We start from the raw sequence: 20,599 nt of genomic DNA, 5'->3' as shown, positions 1-20,599 counted from the left end.
AACCACCTCTCTGTGATACACTGAAAGGGAGAAAATACGAAAGGCGAACAAGAAATGTCTCATCAATTAATTTATACGGGAAAAGCTAAAGATATTTATAGTACAGAAGACGAACATGTGATTAAGTCCGTTTATAAGGACCAGGCCACTATGCTGAATGGGGCTCGTAAAGAGACCATCGAAGGAAAAGGTGTGCTGAATAATCAGATTTCGTCTCTTATTTTTGAAAAATTGAATGCTGCTGGGGTAGCGACGCACTTTATCGAACGTATTTCTGATACCGAACAACTCAACAAGAAAGTGACCATCATTCCTTTGGAAGTTGTTCTTCGTAATGTGACGGCGGGTTCTTTCTCCAAACGGTTTGGTGTGGAAGAAGGTTTGGAATTAGAAACTCCAATTGTTGAATTTTACTACAAAAACGATGAGTTGGATGATCCATTTATCAATGATGAGCATGTGAAGTTCTTGGATATTGCCAATGATGAACAAATCGCTTATATCAAGGAAGAAACGCGTCGGATTAATGAATTGCTGAAAGATTGGTTTGCGCAAATTGGTCTTCGCTTGATTGATTTCAAATTGGAATTTGGTTTTGATAAGGATGGCAAGATCATCTTGGCAGATGAATTCTCACCAGATAACTGTCGTCTTTGGGATGCGGAAGGCCACCATATGGACAAGGATGTTTTCCGTAGGGACTTGGGAAGTCTAACGGATGTTTATAAGGTTGTGTTGGAGAAATTGCAGGGATTGAAGTAATCATTTTGGAACGGAATCCCTTCGTCTTCGATAACCTATTTGAATAGAAATAAAGGAACTAAAATGGATAAACGTATTTTCGTTGAGAAAAAAGCTGACTTTCGTGTGAAATCTCACTCATTAGTAAAAGAATTACAGCATAATCTTCAGTTGAAAACCTTGAAGGATCTTCGGATTGTTCAGGTTTATGATGTTTTTGGTTTGGCAGAGGATTTGTTTGCGCGTGCAGAAAAATATATCTTTTCTGAGCAAGTGACCGATACTGTTTTGGATGAAGCTACAATCAAGGCAGATCTTGAGAAGCATGCTTTCTTTGCTATTGAAAGCTTGCCTGGTCAATTTGACCAACGTGCCGCATCTTCACAAGAAGCTTTGCTTTTGTTGGGTAGTTCAAATGATGTAACAGTGAACACAGCACAATTGTACTTGGTTAACAAGGATATTGATGCGAATGAGTTGGAAGCTGTCAAAAACTATCTCTTGAACCCAGTCGATTCTCGTTTCAAAGATATCACTGTTGGTATTGCGAAACAGGATTTCTCTGAGTCTGACAAGACCATTCCAAGCTTGGATTTCTTTGAAACATATACGGCAGAAGAGTTTGCACAGTATAAGGCAGAGCAAGGATTGGCAATGGAAGTGGATGACCTTCTCTTCATTCAAGATTACTTTAAGTCCATTGGACGGGTACCAACTGAGACGGAGCTTAAGGTCTTGGATACTTACTGGTCTGACCACTGCCGTCACACAACTTTCGAAACGGAGTTGAAACACATCGACTTCTCAGCTTCTAAATTCCAAAAACAATTGCAGGCGACTTATGACAAGTATATTGCCATGCGTGATGAGTTGGGACGTACAGAAAAACCTCAAACTTTGATGGATATGGCCACTATTTTTGGTCGTTATGAGCGTGCCAATGGTCGTTTGGACGACATGGAAGTGTCTGATGAAATCAATGCCTGCTCAGTTGAAATTGAAGTGGATGTCAATGGTGTCAAAGAACCATGGCTTCTCATGTTCAAGAATGAAACTCATAACCACCCAACGGAAATCGAACCATTTGGTGGAGCGGCTACTTGTATCGGTGGGGCCATTCGTGACCCATTGTCAGGGCGTTCATACGTTTACCAAGCCATGCGTATCTCAGGTGCTGGTGATATCACGGCTCCAATTTCAGCGACTCGCGCTGGTAAATTGCCACAACAAGTGATTTCTAAAACAGCGGCTCATGGTTATTCTTCATACGGTAACCAAATTGGTCTTGCAACAACTTATGTTCGTGAGTACTTCCACCCAGGTTTCGTTGCTAAGCGTATGGAGCTAGGTGCCGTTGTCGGTGCAGCTCCCAAGGGAAATGTTGTTCGTGAAAAACCTGAAGCAGGTGACGTGATTATCTTGCTCGGTGGGAAGACTGGACGTGACGGTGTCGGTGGTGCGACAGGTTCTTCTAAAGTTCAAACGGTTGAATCTGTTGAAACAGCTGGTGCTGAGGTTCAAAAAGGGAACGCTATCGAAGAACGGAAGATTCAACGTCTTTTCCGTAATGGAGAAGTGACCCGTCTGATCAAGAAATCAAATGACTTTGGTGCTGGTGGTGTCTGTGTGGCGATCGGTGAATTAGCAGATGGTCTTGAAATTGATCTGGATAAAGTGCCATTGAAATACCAAGGTTTGAACGGTACCGAAATTGCCATCTCTGAATCTCAAGAACGGATGGCCGTTGTAGTTCGTCCAGAAGATGTAGACGCCTTCGTTGCAGCATGTAACAAAGAAAATATTGATGCGGTTGTCGTTGCAACAGTAATGGAGAAACCAAATCTTGTTATGCACTGGAATGGCGAAACGATCGTTGATTTGGAACGTCGTTTCCTTGATACAAATGGTGTACGTGTGGTTGTAGATGCTAAGGTGGTTGACAAGGATGTCAAGCTTCCAGAAGAACGCCAAACATCTGCTGAAACCCTTGAAGCTGATACTCTTGAAGTTTTGGCTGACCTTAACCATGCAAGTCAAAAAGGTTTACAAACCATCTTTGATAGCTCAGTTGGTCGTTCAACAGTCAATCACCCACTTGGTGGTCGTTACCAAATCACACCAACGGAAGCTTCTGTTCAGAAATTGCCAGTTCAACATGGCGTGACGCATACGGCTTCTGTCATGGCGCAAGGCTTCAACCCTTATGTAGCCGAATGGTCTCCATATCATGGTGCTGCTTATGCGGTCATCGAAGCAACTGCCCGTTTGTTTGCTGCTGGCGCAAACTGGTCTAAGGCTCGTTTCTCTTATCAAGAATACTTCGAGCGTATGGATAAACAAGCAGAGCGTTTTGGTCAACCAGTAGCTGCTCTTCTTGGATCAATCGAAGCTCAGATTCAACTTGGGCTGCCGTCTATCGGTGGGAAAGACTCTATGTCTGGTACCTTTGAAGAATTGACAGTACCACCAACCTTGGTTGCTTTTGGGGTGACAACAGCAGATAGCCGTAAGGTTCTTTCTCCAGAATTTAAAGCTGCTGGTGAAAATATCTATTACATCCCAGGTCAAGCTTTGGCCCAAGAAATTGATTTTGATCTTATCAAGTCTAACTTTGCTCAGTTTGAAGCTATTCAAGCAACCCACAAAGTGACAGCAGCATCAGCTGTCAAATATGGAGGTGTCCTTGAAGCTCTTGCACTTGCAACATTTGGGAACCATATCGGTGCCACTGTTCAATTAGCTGACCTTGACAGCAGCTTGACAGCCCAATTGGGTGGATTCATCTTCACTTCACCTGAAAAGATTGCAGGTGTTGCCAAGATTGGACAAACAGTTGGAGAGTTTACACTGCTTGTCAACGGTGTAATGCTCGATGGACACAAACTTGACAGTGCCTTCCAAGGTAAATTGGAAGAAGTTTACCCTACTGAGTTTGAACAGGCTACTGAACTAGAAGAAGTACCTGCAGTGGCATCAGATGTTGTGATTAAAGCCAAAGAAATAGTTGAGACACCAGTGGTTTACATTCCGGTGTTCCCAGGTACCAACTCGGAGTATGACTCCGCTAAGGCCTTTGAAAAAGAAGGGGCCAAAGTCAACTTGGTACCATTTGTCACACTGAATGAAGAAGCGATTGTCAAGTCTGTTGACACCATGGTTGACAACATTGAAAAAGCCAACATTATCTTCTTTGCCGGTGGCTTCTCAGCTGCGGATGAACCAGATGGATCTGCTAAATTTATCGTCAATATCTTGCTTAACGAAAAAGTGCGTGCGGCTATTGATCATTTCATCGAAGGTGGTGGTTTGATCATCGGTATCTGTAATGGATTCCAAGCTCTTGTTAAATCAGGTCTTCTTCCATACGGTAACTTTGAAGATGCAAGCAGTACGAGTCCAACCCTCTTCTACAATGACGCCAACCAACACGTGGCCAAGATGGTAGAAACACGGATTGCCAATACCAACTCACCATGGCTTGCGGGAGTAGAAGTTGGAGACATCCACGCTATCCCAGTATCACACGGTGAAGGGAAGTTTGTCGTGACAGCTGAAGAATTTGAGGAACTCCGTGATAATGGTCAAATCTTTAGCCAATACGTTGACTTCGAAGGTAAGCCAAGCATGGATTCTAAATACAATCCTAACGGATCTGTCCATGCGATCGAAGGGATTACCAGCAAGAACGGTCAAATCATTGGGAAGATGGGTCACTCAGAACGTTTTGAAGACGGTCTCTTCCAAAATATTCCAGGAAATAAAGACCAGCATCTCTTTGCATCAGCGGTTCAATATTTTACTGGAAAATAAAAGGTATACAACATGACATACGAAGTAAAATCTCTTAATGAAGAGTGTGGAGTCTTTGGGATTTGGGGGCATCCAGATGCTGCGAAACTCACTTATTTTGGGCTTCACAGTCTCCAACACCGGGGACAAGAAGGAGCAGGAATCCTGGCCAATGACCAAGGAATCCTGAGACGCCATCGAGACACAGGCCTTCTTTCAGAAGTCTTTCGGAATCCATTAAATTTGGAAAAATTAACAGGAAGCTCTGCTATTGGGCATGTTCGCTATGCGACAGCGGGGGAAGCGTCTGTGGATAACATCCAACCCTTCCTCTTCCGCTTTCAAGATACGCAGTTTGGTCTGGCCCATAATGGGAATTTGACCAATGCCCAATCTCTCAAATCTGAATTAGAAAAAAATGGAGCCATCTTTAGCTCAACCTCTGACTCAGAAATACTGGCCCACTTGATTCGACGGAGTCATAACCCGTCCTTTATGGGGAAAATCAAGGAAGCGCTCAATACAGTCAAAGGTGGTTTTGCTTATCTGATGCTGTTTGAAGATAAGCTGATTGCGGCGCTGGATCCAAATGGCTTCCGTCCTCTTTCTATAGGGAAAATGTCTAATGGAGCCTTGGTTGTTTCTTCTGAAACCTGTGCTTTTGAGGTTATCGGGGCAGAATGGATCCGAGATGTACATCCGGGTGAGCTTGTTATCTTCGATGAAAACGGCATTACCTATGATCGCTATACGGATGATACCCAACTGGCGATTTGTTCCATGGAGTATATCTATTTTGCTCGTCCTGACTCCAATATCCAAGGGGTCAACGTTCATACGGCTCGCAAGCGGATGGGAGCTCAGTTGGCACGAGAATTTAAGAACCAGGCAGATATTGTGGTGGGGGTTCCTAACTCCTCTCTCAGTGCTGCCATGGGCTTTGCGGAAGAATCTGGCCTGCCAAATGAAATGGGCTTGATCAAGAATCAGTATGTCCAACGGACCTTTATCCAACCGACTCAGGAATTGCGGGAACAAGGAGTGCGAATGAAGCTCTCTGCCGTATCTGGGGTCGTGAAAGGCAAACGGGTTGTCATGATTGATGATTCTATCGTGCGTGGAACGACGTCTCGTCGGATTGTGAAATTGTTGAAAGAAGCAGGGGCTACAGAAGTCCATGTGGCAATTGCTAGCCCAGCTCTGGCTTATCCATGCTTCTATGGAATTGATATTCAGAGTCGCGAAGAGCTAATCGCAGCCAACCATACAGTAGAGGAAACCTGTGAGATTATTGGTGCGGATAGCTTGACCTACTTGTCTATTGATGGCTTGATTGATTCTATTGGCATTGATACCGATGCACCAAACGGTGGTCTTTGTGTAGCCTACTTTGATGGGAAATACCCAACGCCTTTGTATGACTACGAAGAACGCTATGTAGAAAGTTTGAAAGAACACACTTCTTTCTATTAAGAACAGTGCAAAAGAAAAGGAATGAATAAAATGACGAATAAAAATGCTTATGCGCAGTCTGGTGTGGATGTTGAAGCGGGTTATGAAGTTGTTGAACGGATCAAAAAACACGTAGCACGTACAGAGCGTGCAGGTGTTATGGGAGCTCTTGGTGGTTTCGGTGGCATGTTTGACCTTTCAAAAACAGGTGTCAAAGAGCCTGTTTTGATCTCAGGGACGGACGGTGTTGGAACCAAACTCATGCTGGCTATCAAGTACGACAAGCACGATACCATTGGTCAAGACTGTGTAGCTATGTGTGTTAATGATATCATTGCTGCAGGTGCAGAACCCCTCTACTTCCTAGACTATGTGGCGACTGGGAAGAATGAGCCAGCTAAATTGGAACAAGTGGTTGCTGGTGTAGCCGAAGGTTGTGTGCAAGCTGGTGCAGCCCTCATCGGTGGTGAAACGGCTGAAATGCCTGGTATGTACGGTGAAGACGACTATGACTTGGCTGGTTTTGCGGTCGGTGTGGCCGAAAGATCTCAAATCATCGACGGTTCAAAAGTAGCAGAGGGAGACGTCCTTCTCGGACTTGCTTCAAGCGGTATCCACTCAAATGGCTACTCCCTTGTCCGTCGTGTCTTTGCTGATTACACAGGGGAAGAAGTATTGCCTGAGTTGGAAGGTAAGAAACTGAAAGACGTTCTTTTGGAGCCCACTCGCATCTATGTCAAGGCTGTCTTGCCACTCATCAAAGAAGAATTGGTCAATGGGATTGCCCACATCACAGGCGGTGGCTTCATCGAAAATGTCCCACGGATGTTCTCAGATGACTTGGCGGCTGAAATTGACGAAAGTAAAGTGCCTGTCCTTCCAATTTTCAAAGCTCTTGAAAAATATGGTGAAATCAAACATGAAGAGATGTTTGAAATCTTCAATATGGGTGTGGGTCTCATGCTTGCGGTGAAACCAGAAAATGTGGAACGTGTCAAAGAACTTCTTGATGAACCTGTTTATGAAATCGGTCGAATTGTGAAGAAAGATGGCGCAAGTGTGGTGATAAAGTAATGGTGATATCACCATTTTATACGGAGAAATTGTAGAAAGGAGTGTTTAGTTAGCAAGCCTAACTGAACACGGGACTCATTTTCTAGGAAAAAAGAGAAATCATTTTGTGTGCAAGCACCCAGCAATGATTTCCTATTTTTCTACGAAGCTGTTCGGCTAGCCGAAACGTCCCTTTGTATCGAATATGAAAATCGCTGTATTTGCCTCTGGCAACGGCTCAAACTTCCAGGTGATTGCGGACCAATTTCCAGTAGAGTTTGTCTTTGCAGATCACCGGGATGCCTATGTACTTGAGCGTGCAGAAAATCTTGGAGTTCCTTCCTATGCCTTCGAACTCAAGGAGTTTGAGAGCAAGGCAGACTACGAAGCAGCCATTGTCGAGCTCTTGGATGAGCACGAGATTGACCTAGTCTGTTTGGCGGGTTATATGAAAATCGTCGGTCCAACCTTGCTAGCGGCTTATGAAGGCCGTATCATCAATATTCACCCAGCTTATCTTCCAGAATTTCCAGGCGCTCATGGTATTGAGGATGCTTGGAATGCAGGTGTTGACCAGTCTGGTGTGACCATTCACTGGGTGGATTCGGGTGTGGATACCGGTAAGGTCATCAAACAAGTCCGTGTGCCACGGCTAGCAGATGATACCCTTGACATTTTTGAAACCCGCATCCACGAAACGGAGTACAAGTTGTATCCAGAAGTCTTGGAACGTTTGGGCGTGGAGAGGAAAGAATGAATATTGACCAATACTATATGTATTTAAAAAATAAGTTATCTAACAGACCAATCCTACTGGATAATACTAATGATTTTCTTTTTGTTTTAGTAAATACAGTGAAAGCTATGATAGAAAATACTGATAAAAGTCAGCTTTCAGAGTTAGATAAAATTTTAGATGGTGTCACAAGTCAAGAATTAAAACTTGCCTATGATTTCTGTCAAGGGAGATTCGGTCAAGCAGGTTTTTCTTATCGTAGGCACCCGAATTATTTTTATTTATCCAGTTTAATTGCGACTTTTCCAGAATTTGAGTTGTCTAAATCAGACAGAGATTACCTCAAAGGAATCATAAACTTTGATAACTACCTTTTATATGAGTTAGGTTAATCTTTAATCACCTCAAACCCTATTCATTCAAAAGGAGAAAAAATGATTGAGCTGAAATTAGTAGATGAAAGCAGTTTTCAGGCAGTGCTGGATTTGAAAATATCTGAAGCTGATGAACGAGCATGTTTCGTAGCTCCAAATGTGCGTTCTTTAGCTGATGCATGGCTCTACCGAGAGAATGGTGATGTGTTTCCCATGGCAATCTATTGGGATGAGCAAGTGGTTGGCTTTCTCCTGCTGGAAATAGACAAGGATGAAGCGGAATACTTTATCTGGCGGATAATGATTGGCCAGCAGTACCAAGGAAAAGGTTATGGACGAAAAGCTTTGGAAGTTCTGGTCAAAGAGGCTCAGATGGATAGAGCTTGCAATCATATTATCGCAGATTATGTAGTTGGAAATGAAAAAATGAAGTACCTGCTGACTAGTTTGGGTTTTCAGGAAACAGGATTTATAGAAGAAAATAACGAAGTCGCTATGCGCTTGGATCTAAAGAAAGAGGAATAGAATGACTAAACGCGCACTAATTAGTGTTTCAGATAAAGCGGGCATTGTTGAATTTGCCCAAGAACTCAAGAAACTCGGTTGGGACATCATCTCAACAGGTGGGACAAAAATTGCCCTTGATAATGCCGGTGTTGATACCATTGCCATTGACGATGTGACTGGTTTTCCAGAAATGATGGACGGCCGTGTGAAGACTCTCCATCCAAATATCCACGGTGGTCTTCTCGCTCGTCGTGACCTCGATAGTCACCTTGATGCTGCTAAGGATAATCAGATCGAACTGATAGACCTTGTTGTGGTCAATCTTTACCCATTCAAGGAAACCATCCTAAAACCAGACGTGACTTACGCTGACGCGGTGGAAAACATAGATATCGGTGGGCCATCTATGCTTCGTTCAGCAGCAAAAAACCACGCTAGCGTAACAGTTGTGGTAGACCCTGCTGACTATGCTGTTGTGCTTGACGAATTGGCAGCAAACGGTGAAACAACTTACGAAACTCGCCAAGGTTTGGCAGCCAAGGTTTTCCGTCACACAGCGGCCTACGATGCCTTGATTGCAGAATACTTCACAGCTCAAGTGGGTGAAGAAAAACCTGAAAAACTCACTCTGACCTATGATCTTAAGCAAGCAATGCGTTACGGGGAGAACCCTCAACAAGACGCAGACTTCTACCAAAAAGCCTTGCCAACGGATTACTCCATTGCATCAGCGAAACAGCTCAACGGTAAGGAATTGTCCTTCAACAATATCCGTGATGCGGATGCTGCGATTCGTATCATTCGCGATTTCAAAGACCGTCCAACCGTTGTGGCGTTGAAACACATGAACCCATGTGGGATTGGTCAGGCTGAGGATATCGAAACAGCTTGGGATTACGCTTATGAGTCTGACCCAGTATCAATTTTCGGTGGTATCGTCGTTCTCAACCGTGAGGTAGATGCTACGACAGCTGAGAAGATGCATGGTGTTTTCCTTGAAATCATCATCGCGCCAAGCTACACAGACGAAGCACTTGAAATTTTGACTAATAAAAAGAAAAACTTGCGAATCCTTGTCTTGCCATTTGACGCTCAAGATGCTAGCGAAGTGGAATCAGAATACACAGGTGTTGTCGGTGGACTTCTCGTGCAAAACCAAGACGTGGTCAAAGAAAGCCCAACTGACTGGCAAGTGGTGACCAAACGCCAGCCAACGGAGACAGAAGCGACTGCCCTTGAGTTTGCATGGAAAGCCATTAAGTATGTCAAATCAAATGGGATCATCGTGACCAACGACCACATGACACTTGGTATTGGCCCAGGTCAAACCAACCGCGTGGCTTCCGTCCGTATTGCCATTGACCAAGCTAAAGACCGTCTTGACGGCGCTGTTCTTGCTTCAGATGCCTTCTTCCCATTTGCGGACAATGTGGAAGAAATCGCCAAAGCAGGGATCAAGGCCATCATCCAGCCAGGGGGCTCTGTCCGTGACCAAGAGTCAATCGAAGCTGCGGATAAATACGGCTTGACCATGGTCTTTACAGGTGTTCGTCATTTCAGACATTAATCAAATAAGGCACTCATCGATAGATGAGTGCCTTTATTAGTCAAGCGACCTTTAATTTGGATAGATATAGCTGACCGTTCCCCAGACAACATTCGTGGGGTCAAACCAGCCACGGAAATTGTTGATGGTCCGATTTCCATTGTAATTGGCTTCCTTCACTTGGATTTTTTGGTTATGTTCGACCTCCGTCACGACTGCAACGTGGCCATAGCCTCCATTATCCCAGCAGGCGATAGCACCTACCTCTGGGGTGTTTCCTGTCCGGAATCCAGCAGCGCGTGCACTAGTAGTCCACATACCACCGTTACCCCACCAGTTTTGTGACCAAGGAGCCAGCTCTTTTGCTGCCCAGGTACATTCGCCGATGGGATAGTAATTATCTGGCTGGGTGACGAGTGGAGCAGGTTTAATCCGCTCGACCTGAAATTCTGTGGCGAGCAAGCCTTTTAAGTGTCCCTTGTTTTTCTGGTAAACATGGAGATGAAAGGTTCCGTTCCCTTTATGTTTTTCGGCATTGAAGGACAATTGGTAGCGGCCAGGTGCCATTCTTTTTGCGGGATACCAGATCAAGTCGTCTTGGCCATCTTGTTCAGACCAGATGGGAAAGAGGACTTCCTCCACATCTTCAAAGAGTTGGAGTTGGATCTCAAATAGCTGCGCACCGCTAGGTTGGACTGTGATCTTGGGTTGGGAAGATGCGAGGTCTTTTTTCTCAACGATTGTCTGTAGAGGAAACAGTCCTTCAATATTTCCGTTAGAATGGATCCCGTAGACATGGATGTGATAAAGTCCTGCTTGATCCAAATGATTGGTCAGAGGTACTTGCAAATCAAACCCATTTTCACCTCGTTGAACTGGATACCAAATGAGGTCGTCTTGTCCGTTTTGCTCGGACCAAATGGGGACGCTAACGCTTTGGAAGCGGTCTGGAATGGTCCCGAGGTGGACAACTAATTGTCCCTTTTCCTTGTAGATATAATTGACATTTTGCTCTGCTCTTGCAACTTGTGAAGCCCCTGCCCAGAAAAGACAAGCTGCCAAGAGTAGTTTCTTCATTCCCTGCATAAAACTCCTTTTTAAAAAATAGTAGAGGTCTCAATTATAATATTCGTAAAAAGGAGCAGAAATTTAAAAAATAATGAAAAAAGTTTGTTTTCTAATGAAAATCATCGGATGTTTCTTGAAATATTAGAATAAAACGAACGATTATGATATAATTTAATAAAATAATTCGCAAAAGAGGTTCGAGATGAAACTTTTGGTTGTTGGATCTGGCGGTCGTGAACATGCGGTTGCCAAGAAATTGTTGGAGTCTAAAGACGTTGAGCAGGTTTTTGTGGCTCCTGGTAATGACGGGATGCGATTAGATGGTCTGGATTTGATCAATATCGGAATTTCCGAACATTCTAAGCTGATTGACTTCGCAAAAGTCAATGATATTGCTTGGACCTTCATTGGCCCAGATGATGCCCTTGCGGCCGGGATCGTGGATGATTTCAATGCAGCTGGCCTCAAGGCTTTTGGTCCGACCAAAGCTGCGGCTGAGCTGGAGTGGTCTAAGGATTTTGCTAAAGAAATCATGGTTAAGTACGACGTTCCGACAGCAGCTTATGGCACCTTTTCAGATTTCAAGGAAGCCAAGGCCTATATCGAAAAGCAGGGGGCTCCTATCGTGGTCAAGGCAGACGGTTTGGCCCTTGGTAAAGGTGTCGTCGTTGCTGAGACAGTCGAGCAAGCCGTAGAAGCCGCTCACGAGATGCTTTTGGACAATAAATTCGGTGACTCAGGTGCGCGTGTGGTCATCGAGGAATTCCTTGACGGAGAAGAGTTTTCTCTCTTTGCCTTTGTCAATGGGGATAAGTTCTACATCATGCCAACGGCTCAGGACCACAAACGTGCTTATGATGGCGACAAGGGTCCTAACACTGGTGGGATGGGGGCTTATGCGCCAGTTCCTCACTTGTCACAGAGCGTGGTTGACACAGCGGTTGACACCATTGTCAAGCCAGTCCTCGAAGGCATGATAAAAGAAGGTCGTCCTTATCTTGGTGTCCTTTACGCGGGGCTTATCTTGACAGCTGATGGCCCTAAAGTTATCGAGTTTAACGCTCGTTTCGGAGATCCTGAAACGCAAATCATCTTGCCTCGCTTGACATCAGATTTTGCACAAAATATCACGGACATTTTGGATGGTAAAGAGCCAGCTATTACCTGGACCGACAAGGGTGTGACACTAGGCGTTGTTGTAGCCTCAAACGGATACCCACTCGCTTATGAGAAGGGGGTCAAACTTCCAGCCAAGACGGAGGGTGACATCATCACTTACTATGCCGGTGCCAAATTCGCTGAAAATGGACAAGACCTTCTTTCAAACGGCGGACGTGTCTACATGCTGGTCACAACAGCAGACACCGTCAAAAACGGCCAAAACATTATCTACAACGAACTTAACAAACAAAATACAGAAGGCTTGTTCTATCGAAACGATATCGGAAGCAAGGCTAACAAATAATCAGCGACTGTAGGTCGTTAAAAGCGAGCCAAACTAAGATAATGGTCGCTTGATTTGCGAGCGTTAGCGAGCTAGTATAAGATAATCGTCGCAGTAGTGGAACTCCTAGTAGCAAAGCTACTAGGATCGGAAAACTGGAGACCTAGACTCCAGTTTTAGTAATGGAACGCCCTAGGCGGTCGCTTACGTCCGCACTACATTAGACGATTATTAAAAAAGGAGAAGAAATGAAACCAGTAATTTCCATCATCATGGGCTCAAAATCCGACTGGGCAACCATGCAAAAAACAGCAGAAGTCCTAGATCGCTTCGGTGTAGCCTACGAAAAGAAAGTTGTCTCTGCCCACCGCACACCTGACCTCATGTTCAAACATGCCGAGGAAGCACGTAGCCGTGGCATCAAGGTTATCATTGCAGGTGCTGGAGGCGCAGCTCACTTGCCAGGCATGGTCGCTGCTAAAACAACCCTTCCAGTCATTGGTGTACCAGTCAAATCACGTGCCCTTAGCGGTGTGGATTCACTTTATTCTATCGTTCAGATGCCAGGTGGGGTGCCAGTCGCAACCATGGCAATCGGTGAAGCCGGTGCGACTAACGCTGCCCTCTTTGCCCTTCGTCTCCTTTCAGTAGAAGACCAGGCTATTGCGACAGCTTTAGCGGATTTCGCAGAAGAACAAGGAAAAATTGCAGAGGAGTCTACAAATGAGCTCAACTAAAATCATTGGGATCATCGGTGGTGGCCAGCTTGGTCAGATGATGGCAATCTCAGCTATCTATATGGGGCACAAGGTTATTGCGTTGGACCCAGCAGCTGATTGCCCAGCCTCTCGTGTGGCAGAAATTATCGTGGCCCCTTACGACGACGTAGATGCTCTACGTCAGTTGGCAGATCGCTGTGATGTTCTCACTTATGAATTTGAAAATGTGGATGCTGACGGTTTGGATGCCGTTATCAAAGACGGTCAGCTCCCACAAGGAACAGACCTACTTCGCATTTCCCAAAACCGGATTTTTGAGAAGGACTTTCTTTCCAACAAGGCTCAAGTCACTGTGGCCCCATACAAGGTCGTGACTTCAAGCCAAGACTTGGCAGATATTGACCTATCGAAAAACTATGTTCTCAAGACTGCGACTGGTGGCTATGATGGGCATGGACAAAAGGTCATTCGCTCAGAAGCAGATTTAGAAGAAGCTTATGCACTAGCGGATTCAGCAGATTGCGTTTTAGAAGAATTCGTCAATTTCGACCTTGAAATTTCTGTCATTGTGTCAGGAAATGGCAAGGACGTGACAGTTTTCCCGGTTCAGGAAAATATCCACCGTAACAATATCCTGTCTAAGACCATCGTGCCAGCTCGCATTTCAGAAAGTCTGGCTGAAAAAGCCAAAGCTATGGCAGTACGAATTGCAGAACAACTGAACTTGTCTGGAACCCTTTGCGTGGAAATGTTTGCAACAGCTGATGATATCATCGTCAATGAAATTGCCCCACGTCCGCACAATTCTGGCCACTACTCAATCGAAGCTTGCGACTTCTCCCAGTTTGATACCCATATCTTGGGTGTTCTGGGAGCACCATTGCCAGGCATCCACCTCCATGCCCCTGCTGTCATGCTCAATGTCCTCGGCCAACACGTCGAGGCCGCTGAAACATATGTGACAGAAAATCCAAGCGCCCACCTCCACATGTATGGTAAAATAGAAGCAAAGCACAACCGCAAAATGGGACATGTGACTTTGTTTAGTGATGAACCAGATAAGGTTGAGGAATTTGGGAAAGGGATTGATTTTTAAGTGAAAATAGCGATTCTAGGACTTGGAGTGATCGGTACTACTTATGCCTATGCTTTTCAAAAAGCAGGTCATCAAGTGGAACACGTACTGAGAGATAGTAAGAAAAACAATGCTCCCAAGGAGTTGTCGGTTGATCTGCTAGATGGTCGCTATTATTCCAAAGGTGAAAACAAACACGATACCTATGAGGTTCGTGTGGCAGAAGCTGATTCGGAATATGATTTTATTTTTCTGAGTGTGCGTCATGGGTTTGTCAAAGAAGCTGTGGAAACCTTGCGAAAAAATAATATCAAAGGCACTCTCGTTTTCTTCTGCAATTTCTGGAATACTCGAAAAGAGGTCCAAGAGTGGGCAGGAGATTACGACTATATTCTGGCTTTTCCGACAGCGGGTGGTCATATGCAGGAGAACCATTTATATGGCGTCTTGTTTGACCATTTAATGCTAGAAGGTGAGCAAAAAGCACACATTTCTAACTATGCTGATTTGACGGATTTACTGACTTCTGCAGATTTGAAGTGGGAAGTGCCTCATGATATGGTCGAATGGATTTGGATTCACATGGCGATTAATGCGGGTGTCACTTCGACAGCTGCACGTTCAGGGAATCTGGAAAACCCAGAAGAATTGGCTTTGAACTTGATGAATAGTTCTTCGGAATTATCATTAGCCATCAAGGCCATTCGAGAGGCTTTGAAAGTCGTAGAAGCGCGTGGTGTAAATTTGAAGCTTTACAAAGCCGAACTCTTGCCATACAAAATTCCTGCTTGGATTGCCGGAAAAGCCATGAAAATCATGTTTGCGAAAAATGAGCTGACACGAAAAATTATGACCTTACACAATGATAAACAGGATATTTTTTACTGTTGTCAAAGTGTCTATCAGACAGGTCAGGAGTTAGGTGTTGAGATGCCCATTCTGGAAGCAAATATGAAGGGCATTTCGATTTAGGAGGTTTTATGATTCAACTCATCGTTAATGCATTTGTTGAAAAAGAGAAGACGGGGGCAGTCGTCGAAGTTTTGTATGCTAGTAGCGATCACGAAAAAGTGAAAGCAAAGTATGAAGAGCTAGTTGCACAAAATCCTGATAACTATTTAGCTATCTATGATGCCCCGCTGGATACGGATTTGAATACACTAGATCATTATCCATCTGTGTGGATTGGAAAAGAAGAATTTGAGTAAAGCGACAGTCGGTTGCTAACTGATGTGATACATCAACAGAAAGGAAAATTAAACATGATTGAAAGATATAGTCGCCCCGAAATGGCGAATATTTGGAGTGAAGAAAATAAATACCGTGCTTGGCTTGAGGTGGAAATCTTGGCTGACGAGGCATGGGCTGAGTTGGGAGAAATCCCTAAGGAAGATGTGGCCTTGATTCGCGAAAAAGCGGACTTTGACATCGACCGTATTTTGGAGATTGAGCAAGAGACTCGTCACGATGTGGTTGCCTTCACACGTGCGGTTTCTGAGACTCTTGGTGAAGAGCGCAAGTGGGTTCACTATGGTTTGACTTCTACCGACGTAGTCGATACTGCCTACGGTTACCTCTACAAGCAGGCCAACGACATCATTCGTCGTGACCTTGAAAACTTCACTAACATCATCGCTGACAAGGCTAAGGAGCACAAGTTCACCATCATGATGGGTCGTACCCACGGGGTGCATGCTGAACCTACAACTTTTGGTCTTAAATTGGCGACTTGGTACAGTGAAATGAAGCGCAACATCGAGCGTTTCGAGCATGCAGCTGCTGGTGTGGAAGCTGGTAAGATTTCTGGTGCGGTGGGTAACTTTGCCAATATCCCACCGTTTGTAGAGCAATACGTCTGCGACAAGTTGGGTATCCGTGCCCAAGAAATCTCTACACAGGTGCTTCCTCGTGACCTTCACGCTGAGTACTTTGCAGTTCTTGCCAGCGTCGCAACTTCAATCGAACGCATGGCGACTGAGATTCGTGGTTTGCAAAAATCTGAACAACGCGAAGTGGAAGAGTTCTTCGCCAAGGGGCAAAAAGGCTCCTCAGCAATGCCTCACAAACGCAACCCTATCGGTTCAGAAAACATGACAGGTCTTGCGCGTGTTATCCGTGGTCACATGATAACAGCCTATGAAAATGTCGCTCTCTGGCACGAACGTGACATCTCTCACTCGTCAGCTGAGCGGATTATCACTCCAGATACGACCATTTTGATCAACTACATGCTCAACCGTTTCGGAAACATCGTTAAGAACTTGACAGTCTTCCCAGAAAACATGATCCGCAACATGAACTCTACATTTGGTTTGATTTTCAGCCAACGTGCTATGCTTACCTTGATTGAAAAAGGTATGACCCGTGAGCAAGCTTACGACTTGGTACAACCTAAGACAGCTCAATCATGGGATAACCAAGTTGACTTCAAACCACTTCTTGAAGCCGATCCAGAGGTGACATCACGCCTCACTCAAGAAGAAATTGACGAAATCTTTAACCCAACTTACTATACTAAACGTGTGGATGAGATCTTCGAACGCATCGGTTTGGGTGACTAATCGCAACTAAAAACGGGAATTTGAAAAATAGACGAAAAGAGGCTGGGACAAAAGTCCTAGCCTCTTTTCGTCTTTGGATTATCGAGCAAGACGCAGTGGTTGAGTGGGCTCTACTACGCTGATTTCATCAGCTTTTACAGCCCTACTCAACTGTGCGGAGGTGGGACGACGAAATCGAATTCTAACGAATTACCGATTTCTGTCCCACTCTCTTTTCTTTGCCGATATCAGGTGCTCTAGGCCCTGAATTTATCATAATAAATTTTGACTGATTAAACTATTTATAGGAAGTCTATCACTAATTATAGATTATTTGTTTTACATGTTTTAGGAACTATTATTTCATGCTATAATTTGTATCATAAAAGTCTGAGGCCAGACCCCAGACTTTGAATGATCAATGATCACGATCACAAGAGATAAATTTGATTTTATAGTAGTCGCCGCGTTTATAGGTTTCGCTATATTCGAGAATTTGACCGGTCGCTTCCAATTTTGTCGTCTTCACTTGACGGACAGTTGGGAAGTTTTCATCGATATTCAACACAGAAGCGATTTTGCTTGGTGTTGGAAATACAATATCATTGATTTCTTCAAAGTGTTCATCATTCATATGGATATGATAATCTTCTTTAAAGCGATCATAAATCGAACTATAGTAATCTAAGCTCGGATAATTTGGGTTAATATATTGCTCTGGGACATAAGTCTGGTGGTAGATATAAGTATCTTCACCAATATGACGGGTCCGATCAATCTTGTAATAGAATTGAGTTGGAGCAAGTCCTAGTTTATCCAAGATGTTCAGTGCGTTGCCACGCTTGATAGAGAGAACTTTTACGGTCGCTTTTTGGATAGGGAAGGTTTCGACGTCTGAAAACTCAACCAGTTTGTGTTTTCTAGCGCGCGAAACAAAGGTTCCTTTTCCTTGTTGGCGGACGATGTATCCATCGCTAGCCAAATCGTTCAAAGCACGAACAACAGTAATCGAGCTAACATTATAAATCTTAATCAACTCGGCTTCTGTGTAAAATTTATCTCCATTTTCGAATTTGCCTGAGATAATTTGTTGCTTCAAATCATCTTTGATGTGTTGGTATTTTGGGATTGCCATGTACTTCACCTCTTTTTTCGATATCTCTTGTTAATATTATTTTAACATATTTTTTTGAAAGTGGTTGACATTTTTTCGTTAATATATTATATTAATAAATGAAAAGGGTTTCTTAGAAGGAGGTTCTCAGTATGGGGGCATTTGAAATCCGTGAAGATTTTTATTTAAATGATCAACCTTTTAAGATTTTATCTGGTGCAATTCATTATTTTCGGATCGATCGTGAGGATTGGTATCATTCCTTATATAACCTAAAAGCTCTAGGTTTTAATACTGTTGAAACCTATGTTCCATGGAATGCTCATGAGCCACAAAGAGGCCACTTTCACTTTGAAGGGAATTTGGACCTGGAGCACTTTATCCAAGTGGCTCAAGAGTTAGATCTGTATGTAATCCTCCGCCCATCACCGTTTATTTGTTCGGAGTGGGAATTTGGGGGCTTGCCAGCCTGGTTAATTGAAAAAGACCTTCGGATTCGCTCATCGGATCCGGCCTTTCTCGAGGAAGTGGCTCGCTATTACGATGAACTCCTGCCACGTGTGGCCAAGTACCAATTGGATCGTGGGGGCAATATCCTCATGATGCAGGTAGAAAATGAATACGGCTCTTACGGGGAAGACAAAGCCTATCTTCGGGCGATCAGAGATCTAATGATCGAGCGGGACATTACCTGTCCACTCTTTACTTCTGATGGACCTTGGAGGGCGACTCTTCGAGCAGGGACTTTGATTGAGGATGGACTCTTTGTAACCGGTAATTTTGGTTCGCGAGCAAATTACAATTTCTCTCAGATGAAAGAGTTCTTTGCAGAGCATGACAGAAAGTGGCCACTCATGTGTATGGAATTTTGGGATGGCTGGTTCAATCGTTGGAAAGAACCCATCATCAAGCGAGATCCAGAAGAGTTGGCAGAAGCAGTCCATGAGGTCTTACAAGAAGGATCTATCAATCTCTACATGTTTCATGGTGGGACCAACTTCGGATTTATGAACGGTTGCTCAGCACGAGGGACCGTCGATCTACCGCAGGTGACATCCTACGACTATGACGCTCTCTTAGATGAGCAGGGCAACCCGACTCCTAAGTACGATGCAGTCAAAAAGATGATGAAGACCTACTATCCAGAGTATCCACAGTCAGAACCACTTGTGAAGTCGAGTTTATCTGAACGAACATTGGAGTTGACCCAAAAGACTAGTTTGTTCGGCAATTTAAACGAGATTGCTCAAGTCACAGAAAGTCTTTACCCACAGACCATGGAAGAAATCGACCACCCATTAGGCTATCTGCTCTATGAGACAGAAGTGGAAATGGATGCGGAAGAAGAGCGCTTGCGTATCATCGATGCGCGTGATCGGGTGCAGGTTTATGCCAATGATCAGTTGATTGCCACTCAATACCAAGAAGAAATCGGTCAAGATCTTTTTTTAAACGGAGAAAAGAAAACGATTACAAACCTAAAATTCTTGATCGAAAACATGGGAAGAGTCAATTATGGGCACAAACTCTTAGCGGACACCCAACGAAAAGGAATCCGAACAGGAGTTTGTATCGATCTTCATTTCAAGCTTCATTGGAAACAATATGCGCTTGATTTTAGCCAGCTGGATCGCTTGGATTTTTCGAAAGAATGGCAAGAAGGTCAACCAGCTTTTTATCAATTTGCTTTTCATCTAGATCAGGTTGAGGATACCTTCCTTGATATGACTGGATTTGGAAAAGGGATCGTTCTTGTAAATGGCCACCATATCGGTCGTTTCTGGGAAGTCGGTCCAACACTCTCCCTCTACATCCCTCATGGTTTTCTCAAAGATGGGGAAAATGAGATCCTCGTCTTTGAGACAGAGGGCACTTGGAAGGAGACCTTAGAACTTGTTTCACAACCTACATTCAAAGAAGTAAAGGGGGAAAACTTATGACTATTGTAGGATGCCGTATCGATGGACGTTTGATCCACGGGCAGGTAGCCAACCTTTGGACTACCAAACTAAATATTTCACGTATCATGGTGATCGATGATGAAGTCGCTCAAAATGATATCGAAAAAAGTGGCTTGAAACTAGCGACACCACCTGGTGTCAAGCTCAGTATTTTGCCAGTAGCAAAGGCTGCAGAAAATATCTTGGCTGGAAAATATGACAGTCAACGTCTCTTCATCGTAGCTCGCAAACCAGACCGCTTCCTCGGTTTGGTAGAAGCAGGGGTACCACTTGAAACCTTAAACGTAGGGAACATGTCTCAATCAGACGAGACTCGTCCTGTTACTCGTTCGATCAACGTAGTGGATGCCGATGTGGAAGCTTTCCACAAGCTAGCTGAAAAAGGAGTTAAGTTAACTGCTCAAATGGTTCCAAATGATCCAGTTGAAGACTTCTTGAAGTTGCTCAAATAGTTTATAAATAAAAAAGAAAAATTTTAGG

18 protein-coding genes are annotated in these 20,599 nt (G+C 44.1%); 16 read left to right on the top strand and 2 right to left on the bottom strand.

Annotated elements, in window-relative coordinates; genetic code table 11:
• Positions 1–54: 54 nt before the first annotated feature.
• From purC to purH, 8 genes are all read left to right on the top strand, one after another.
• A complete protein-coding gene (purC, locus tag HMPREF9421_RS01910) occupies positions 55–762 on the top strand; it encodes a phosphoribosylaminoimidazolesuccinocarboxamide synthase (RefSeq protein WP_006595304.1) in 708 nt (235 codons plus the stop codon).
• 63 nt (positions 763–825) lie between these two features.
• The gene (locus tag HMPREF9421_RS01905; protein WP_006595303.1) at positions 826–4,551 is read left to right on the top strand and encodes a phosphoribosylformylglycinamidine synthase; all 3,726 of its coding nucleotides are present in this window, start codon (positions 826–828) and stop codon (positions 4,549–4,551) included.
• A 12-nt stretch (positions 4,552–4,563) separates the two neighbouring features.
• Positions 4,564–6,003, top strand: a complete 1,440-nt coding sequence (purF, locus tag HMPREF9421_RS01900; protein ID WP_006595302.1) for an amidophosphoribosyltransferase — start codon at positions 4,564–4,566, stop codon at positions 6,001–6,003.
• A 30-nt stretch (positions 6,004–6,033) separates the two neighbouring features.
• Complete coding sequence (gene purM / locus HMPREF9421_RS01895) at positions 6,034–7,056, top strand: phosphoribosylformylglycinamidine cyclo-ligase (protein ID WP_040802857.1); 1,023 nt, start codon at positions 6,034–6,036, stop codon at positions 7,054–7,056.
• A gap of 184 nt (positions 7,057–7,240) precedes the next feature.
• Positions 7,241–7,792 (top strand): phosphoribosylglycinamide formyltransferase, encoded by a 552-nt coding sequence (gene purN, locus HMPREF9421_RS01890; protein ID WP_006595300.1) that lies wholly within the window; start codon positions 7,241–7,243, stop codon positions 7,790–7,792.
• On the top strand, positions 7,789–8,163 hold the full coding sequence (locus HMPREF9421_RS01885) for a hypothetical protein (protein WP_006595299.1): 375 nt from the start codon (positions 7,789–7,791) through the stop codon (positions 8,161–8,163). Before purN ends, HMPREF9421_RS01885 begins: the two co-directional genes overlap by 4 nt.
• Positions 8,164–8,205: 42 nt before the next feature.
• Positions 8,206–8,670, top strand: a complete 465-nt coding sequence (locus HMPREF9421_RS01880; RefSeq protein WP_006595298.1) for a GNAT family N-acetyltransferase — start codon at positions 8,206–8,208, stop codon at positions 8,668–8,670.
• Between the two features lies 1 nt (position 8,671).
• On the top strand, positions 8,672–10,219 hold the full coding sequence (gene purH / locus HMPREF9421_RS01875) for a bifunctional phosphoribosylaminoimidazolecarboxamide formyltransferase/IMP cyclohydrolase (RefSeq protein WP_006595297.1): 1,548 nt from the start codon (positions 8,672–8,674) through the stop codon (positions 10,217–10,219).
• 51 nt (positions 10,220–10,270) lie between these two features.
• Here purH and HMPREF9421_RS01870 read toward each other — a convergent pair whose 3' ends face one another.
• Positions 10,271–11,275: a GBS Bsp-like repeat-containing protein gene (locus tag HMPREF9421_RS01870; RefSeq protein ID WP_231911642.1), complete on the bottom strand. Its 1,005-nt coding sequence runs from the start codon at positions 11,273–11,275 to the stop codon at positions 10,271–10,273.
• Between the two features lie 193 nt (positions 11,276–11,468).
• Between HMPREF9421_RS01870 and purD the strand changes: the two genes are divergently transcribed.
• The 6 genes from purD (at position 11,469) to purB (ending at position 17,065) form a co-directional block, all read left to right on the top strand.
• Entirely contained in the window at positions 11,469–12,731 is a 1,263-nt protein-coding gene (gene purD / locus HMPREF9421_RS01865; RefSeq protein WP_006595295.1) for a phosphoribosylamine--glycine ligase, read from the top strand.
• Between the two features lie 227 nt (positions 12,732–12,958).
• Positions 12,959–13,447, top strand: coding sequence for a 5-(carboxyamino)imidazole ribonucleotide mutase (gene purE / locus HMPREF9421_RS01860; RefSeq protein WP_006595294.1), 489 nt, complete (start codon positions 12,959–12,961; stop codon positions 13,445–13,447).
• Positions 13,434–14,525 (top strand): 5-(carboxyamino)imidazole ribonucleotide synthase, encoded by a 1,092-nt coding sequence (gene purK / locus HMPREF9421_RS01855; RefSeq protein ID WP_006595293.1) that lies wholly within the window; start codon positions 13,434–13,436, stop codon positions 14,523–14,525. Before purE ends, purK begins: the two co-directional genes overlap by 14 nt.
• Positions 14,526–15,476, top strand: a complete 951-nt coding sequence (locus HMPREF9421_RS01850; RefSeq protein WP_006595292.1) for a ketopantoate reductase family protein — start codon at positions 14,526–14,528, stop codon at positions 15,474–15,476.
• Between the two features lie 8 nt (positions 15,477–15,484).
• Complete coding sequence (locus HMPREF9421_RS01845; protein WP_006595291.1) at positions 15,485–15,712, top strand: hypothetical protein; 228 nt, start codon at positions 15,485–15,487, stop codon at positions 15,710–15,712.
• Between the two features lie 54 nt (positions 15,713–15,766).
• A complete protein-coding gene (gene purB / locus HMPREF9421_RS01840) occupies positions 15,767–17,065 on the top strand; it encodes an adenylosuccinate lyase (protein ID WP_006597064.1) in 1,299 nt (432 codons plus the stop codon).
• A gap of 397 nt (positions 17,066–17,462) precedes the next feature.
• Here the strand turns inward: purB and HMPREF9421_RS01835 are convergent, their stop codons facing one another.
• Positions 17,463–18,179 (bottom strand): GntR family transcriptional regulator, encoded by a 717-nt coding sequence (locus tag HMPREF9421_RS01835; RefSeq protein ID WP_006595289.1) that lies wholly within the window; start codon positions 18,177–18,179, stop codon positions 17,463–17,465.
• A 131-nt stretch (positions 18,180–18,310) separates the two neighbouring features.
• Here HMPREF9421_RS01835 and HMPREF9421_RS01830 point away from each other — a divergent pair, with 131 nt between their 5' ends.
• Positions 18,311–20,098, top strand: coding sequence for a glycoside hydrolase family 35 protein (locus HMPREF9421_RS01830; RefSeq protein ID WP_006595288.1), 1,788 nt, complete (start codon positions 18,311–18,313; stop codon positions 20,096–20,098).
• On the top strand, positions 20,095–20,571 hold the full coding sequence (locus HMPREF9421_RS01825) for a PTS sugar transporter subunit IIB (RefSeq protein ID WP_006595287.1): 477 nt from the start codon (positions 20,095–20,097) through the stop codon (positions 20,569–20,571). Before HMPREF9421_RS01830 ends, HMPREF9421_RS01825 begins: the two co-directional genes overlap by 4 nt.
• The last annotated feature ends 28 nt before the right edge of the window (positions 20,572–20,599 follow it).

Origin of the sequence: Streptococcus australis ATCC 700641, assembly GCF_000186465.1 — a bacterium.
In the GTDB taxonomy this organism is placed as follows: Bacteria; Bacillota; Bacilli; order Lactobacillales; family Streptococcaceae; genus Streptococcus; species Streptococcus australis.
The sequence above is the reverse complement of the archived record's forward strand: the minus strand, read 5'-3'. Positions and strand labels throughout refer to the sequence as shown.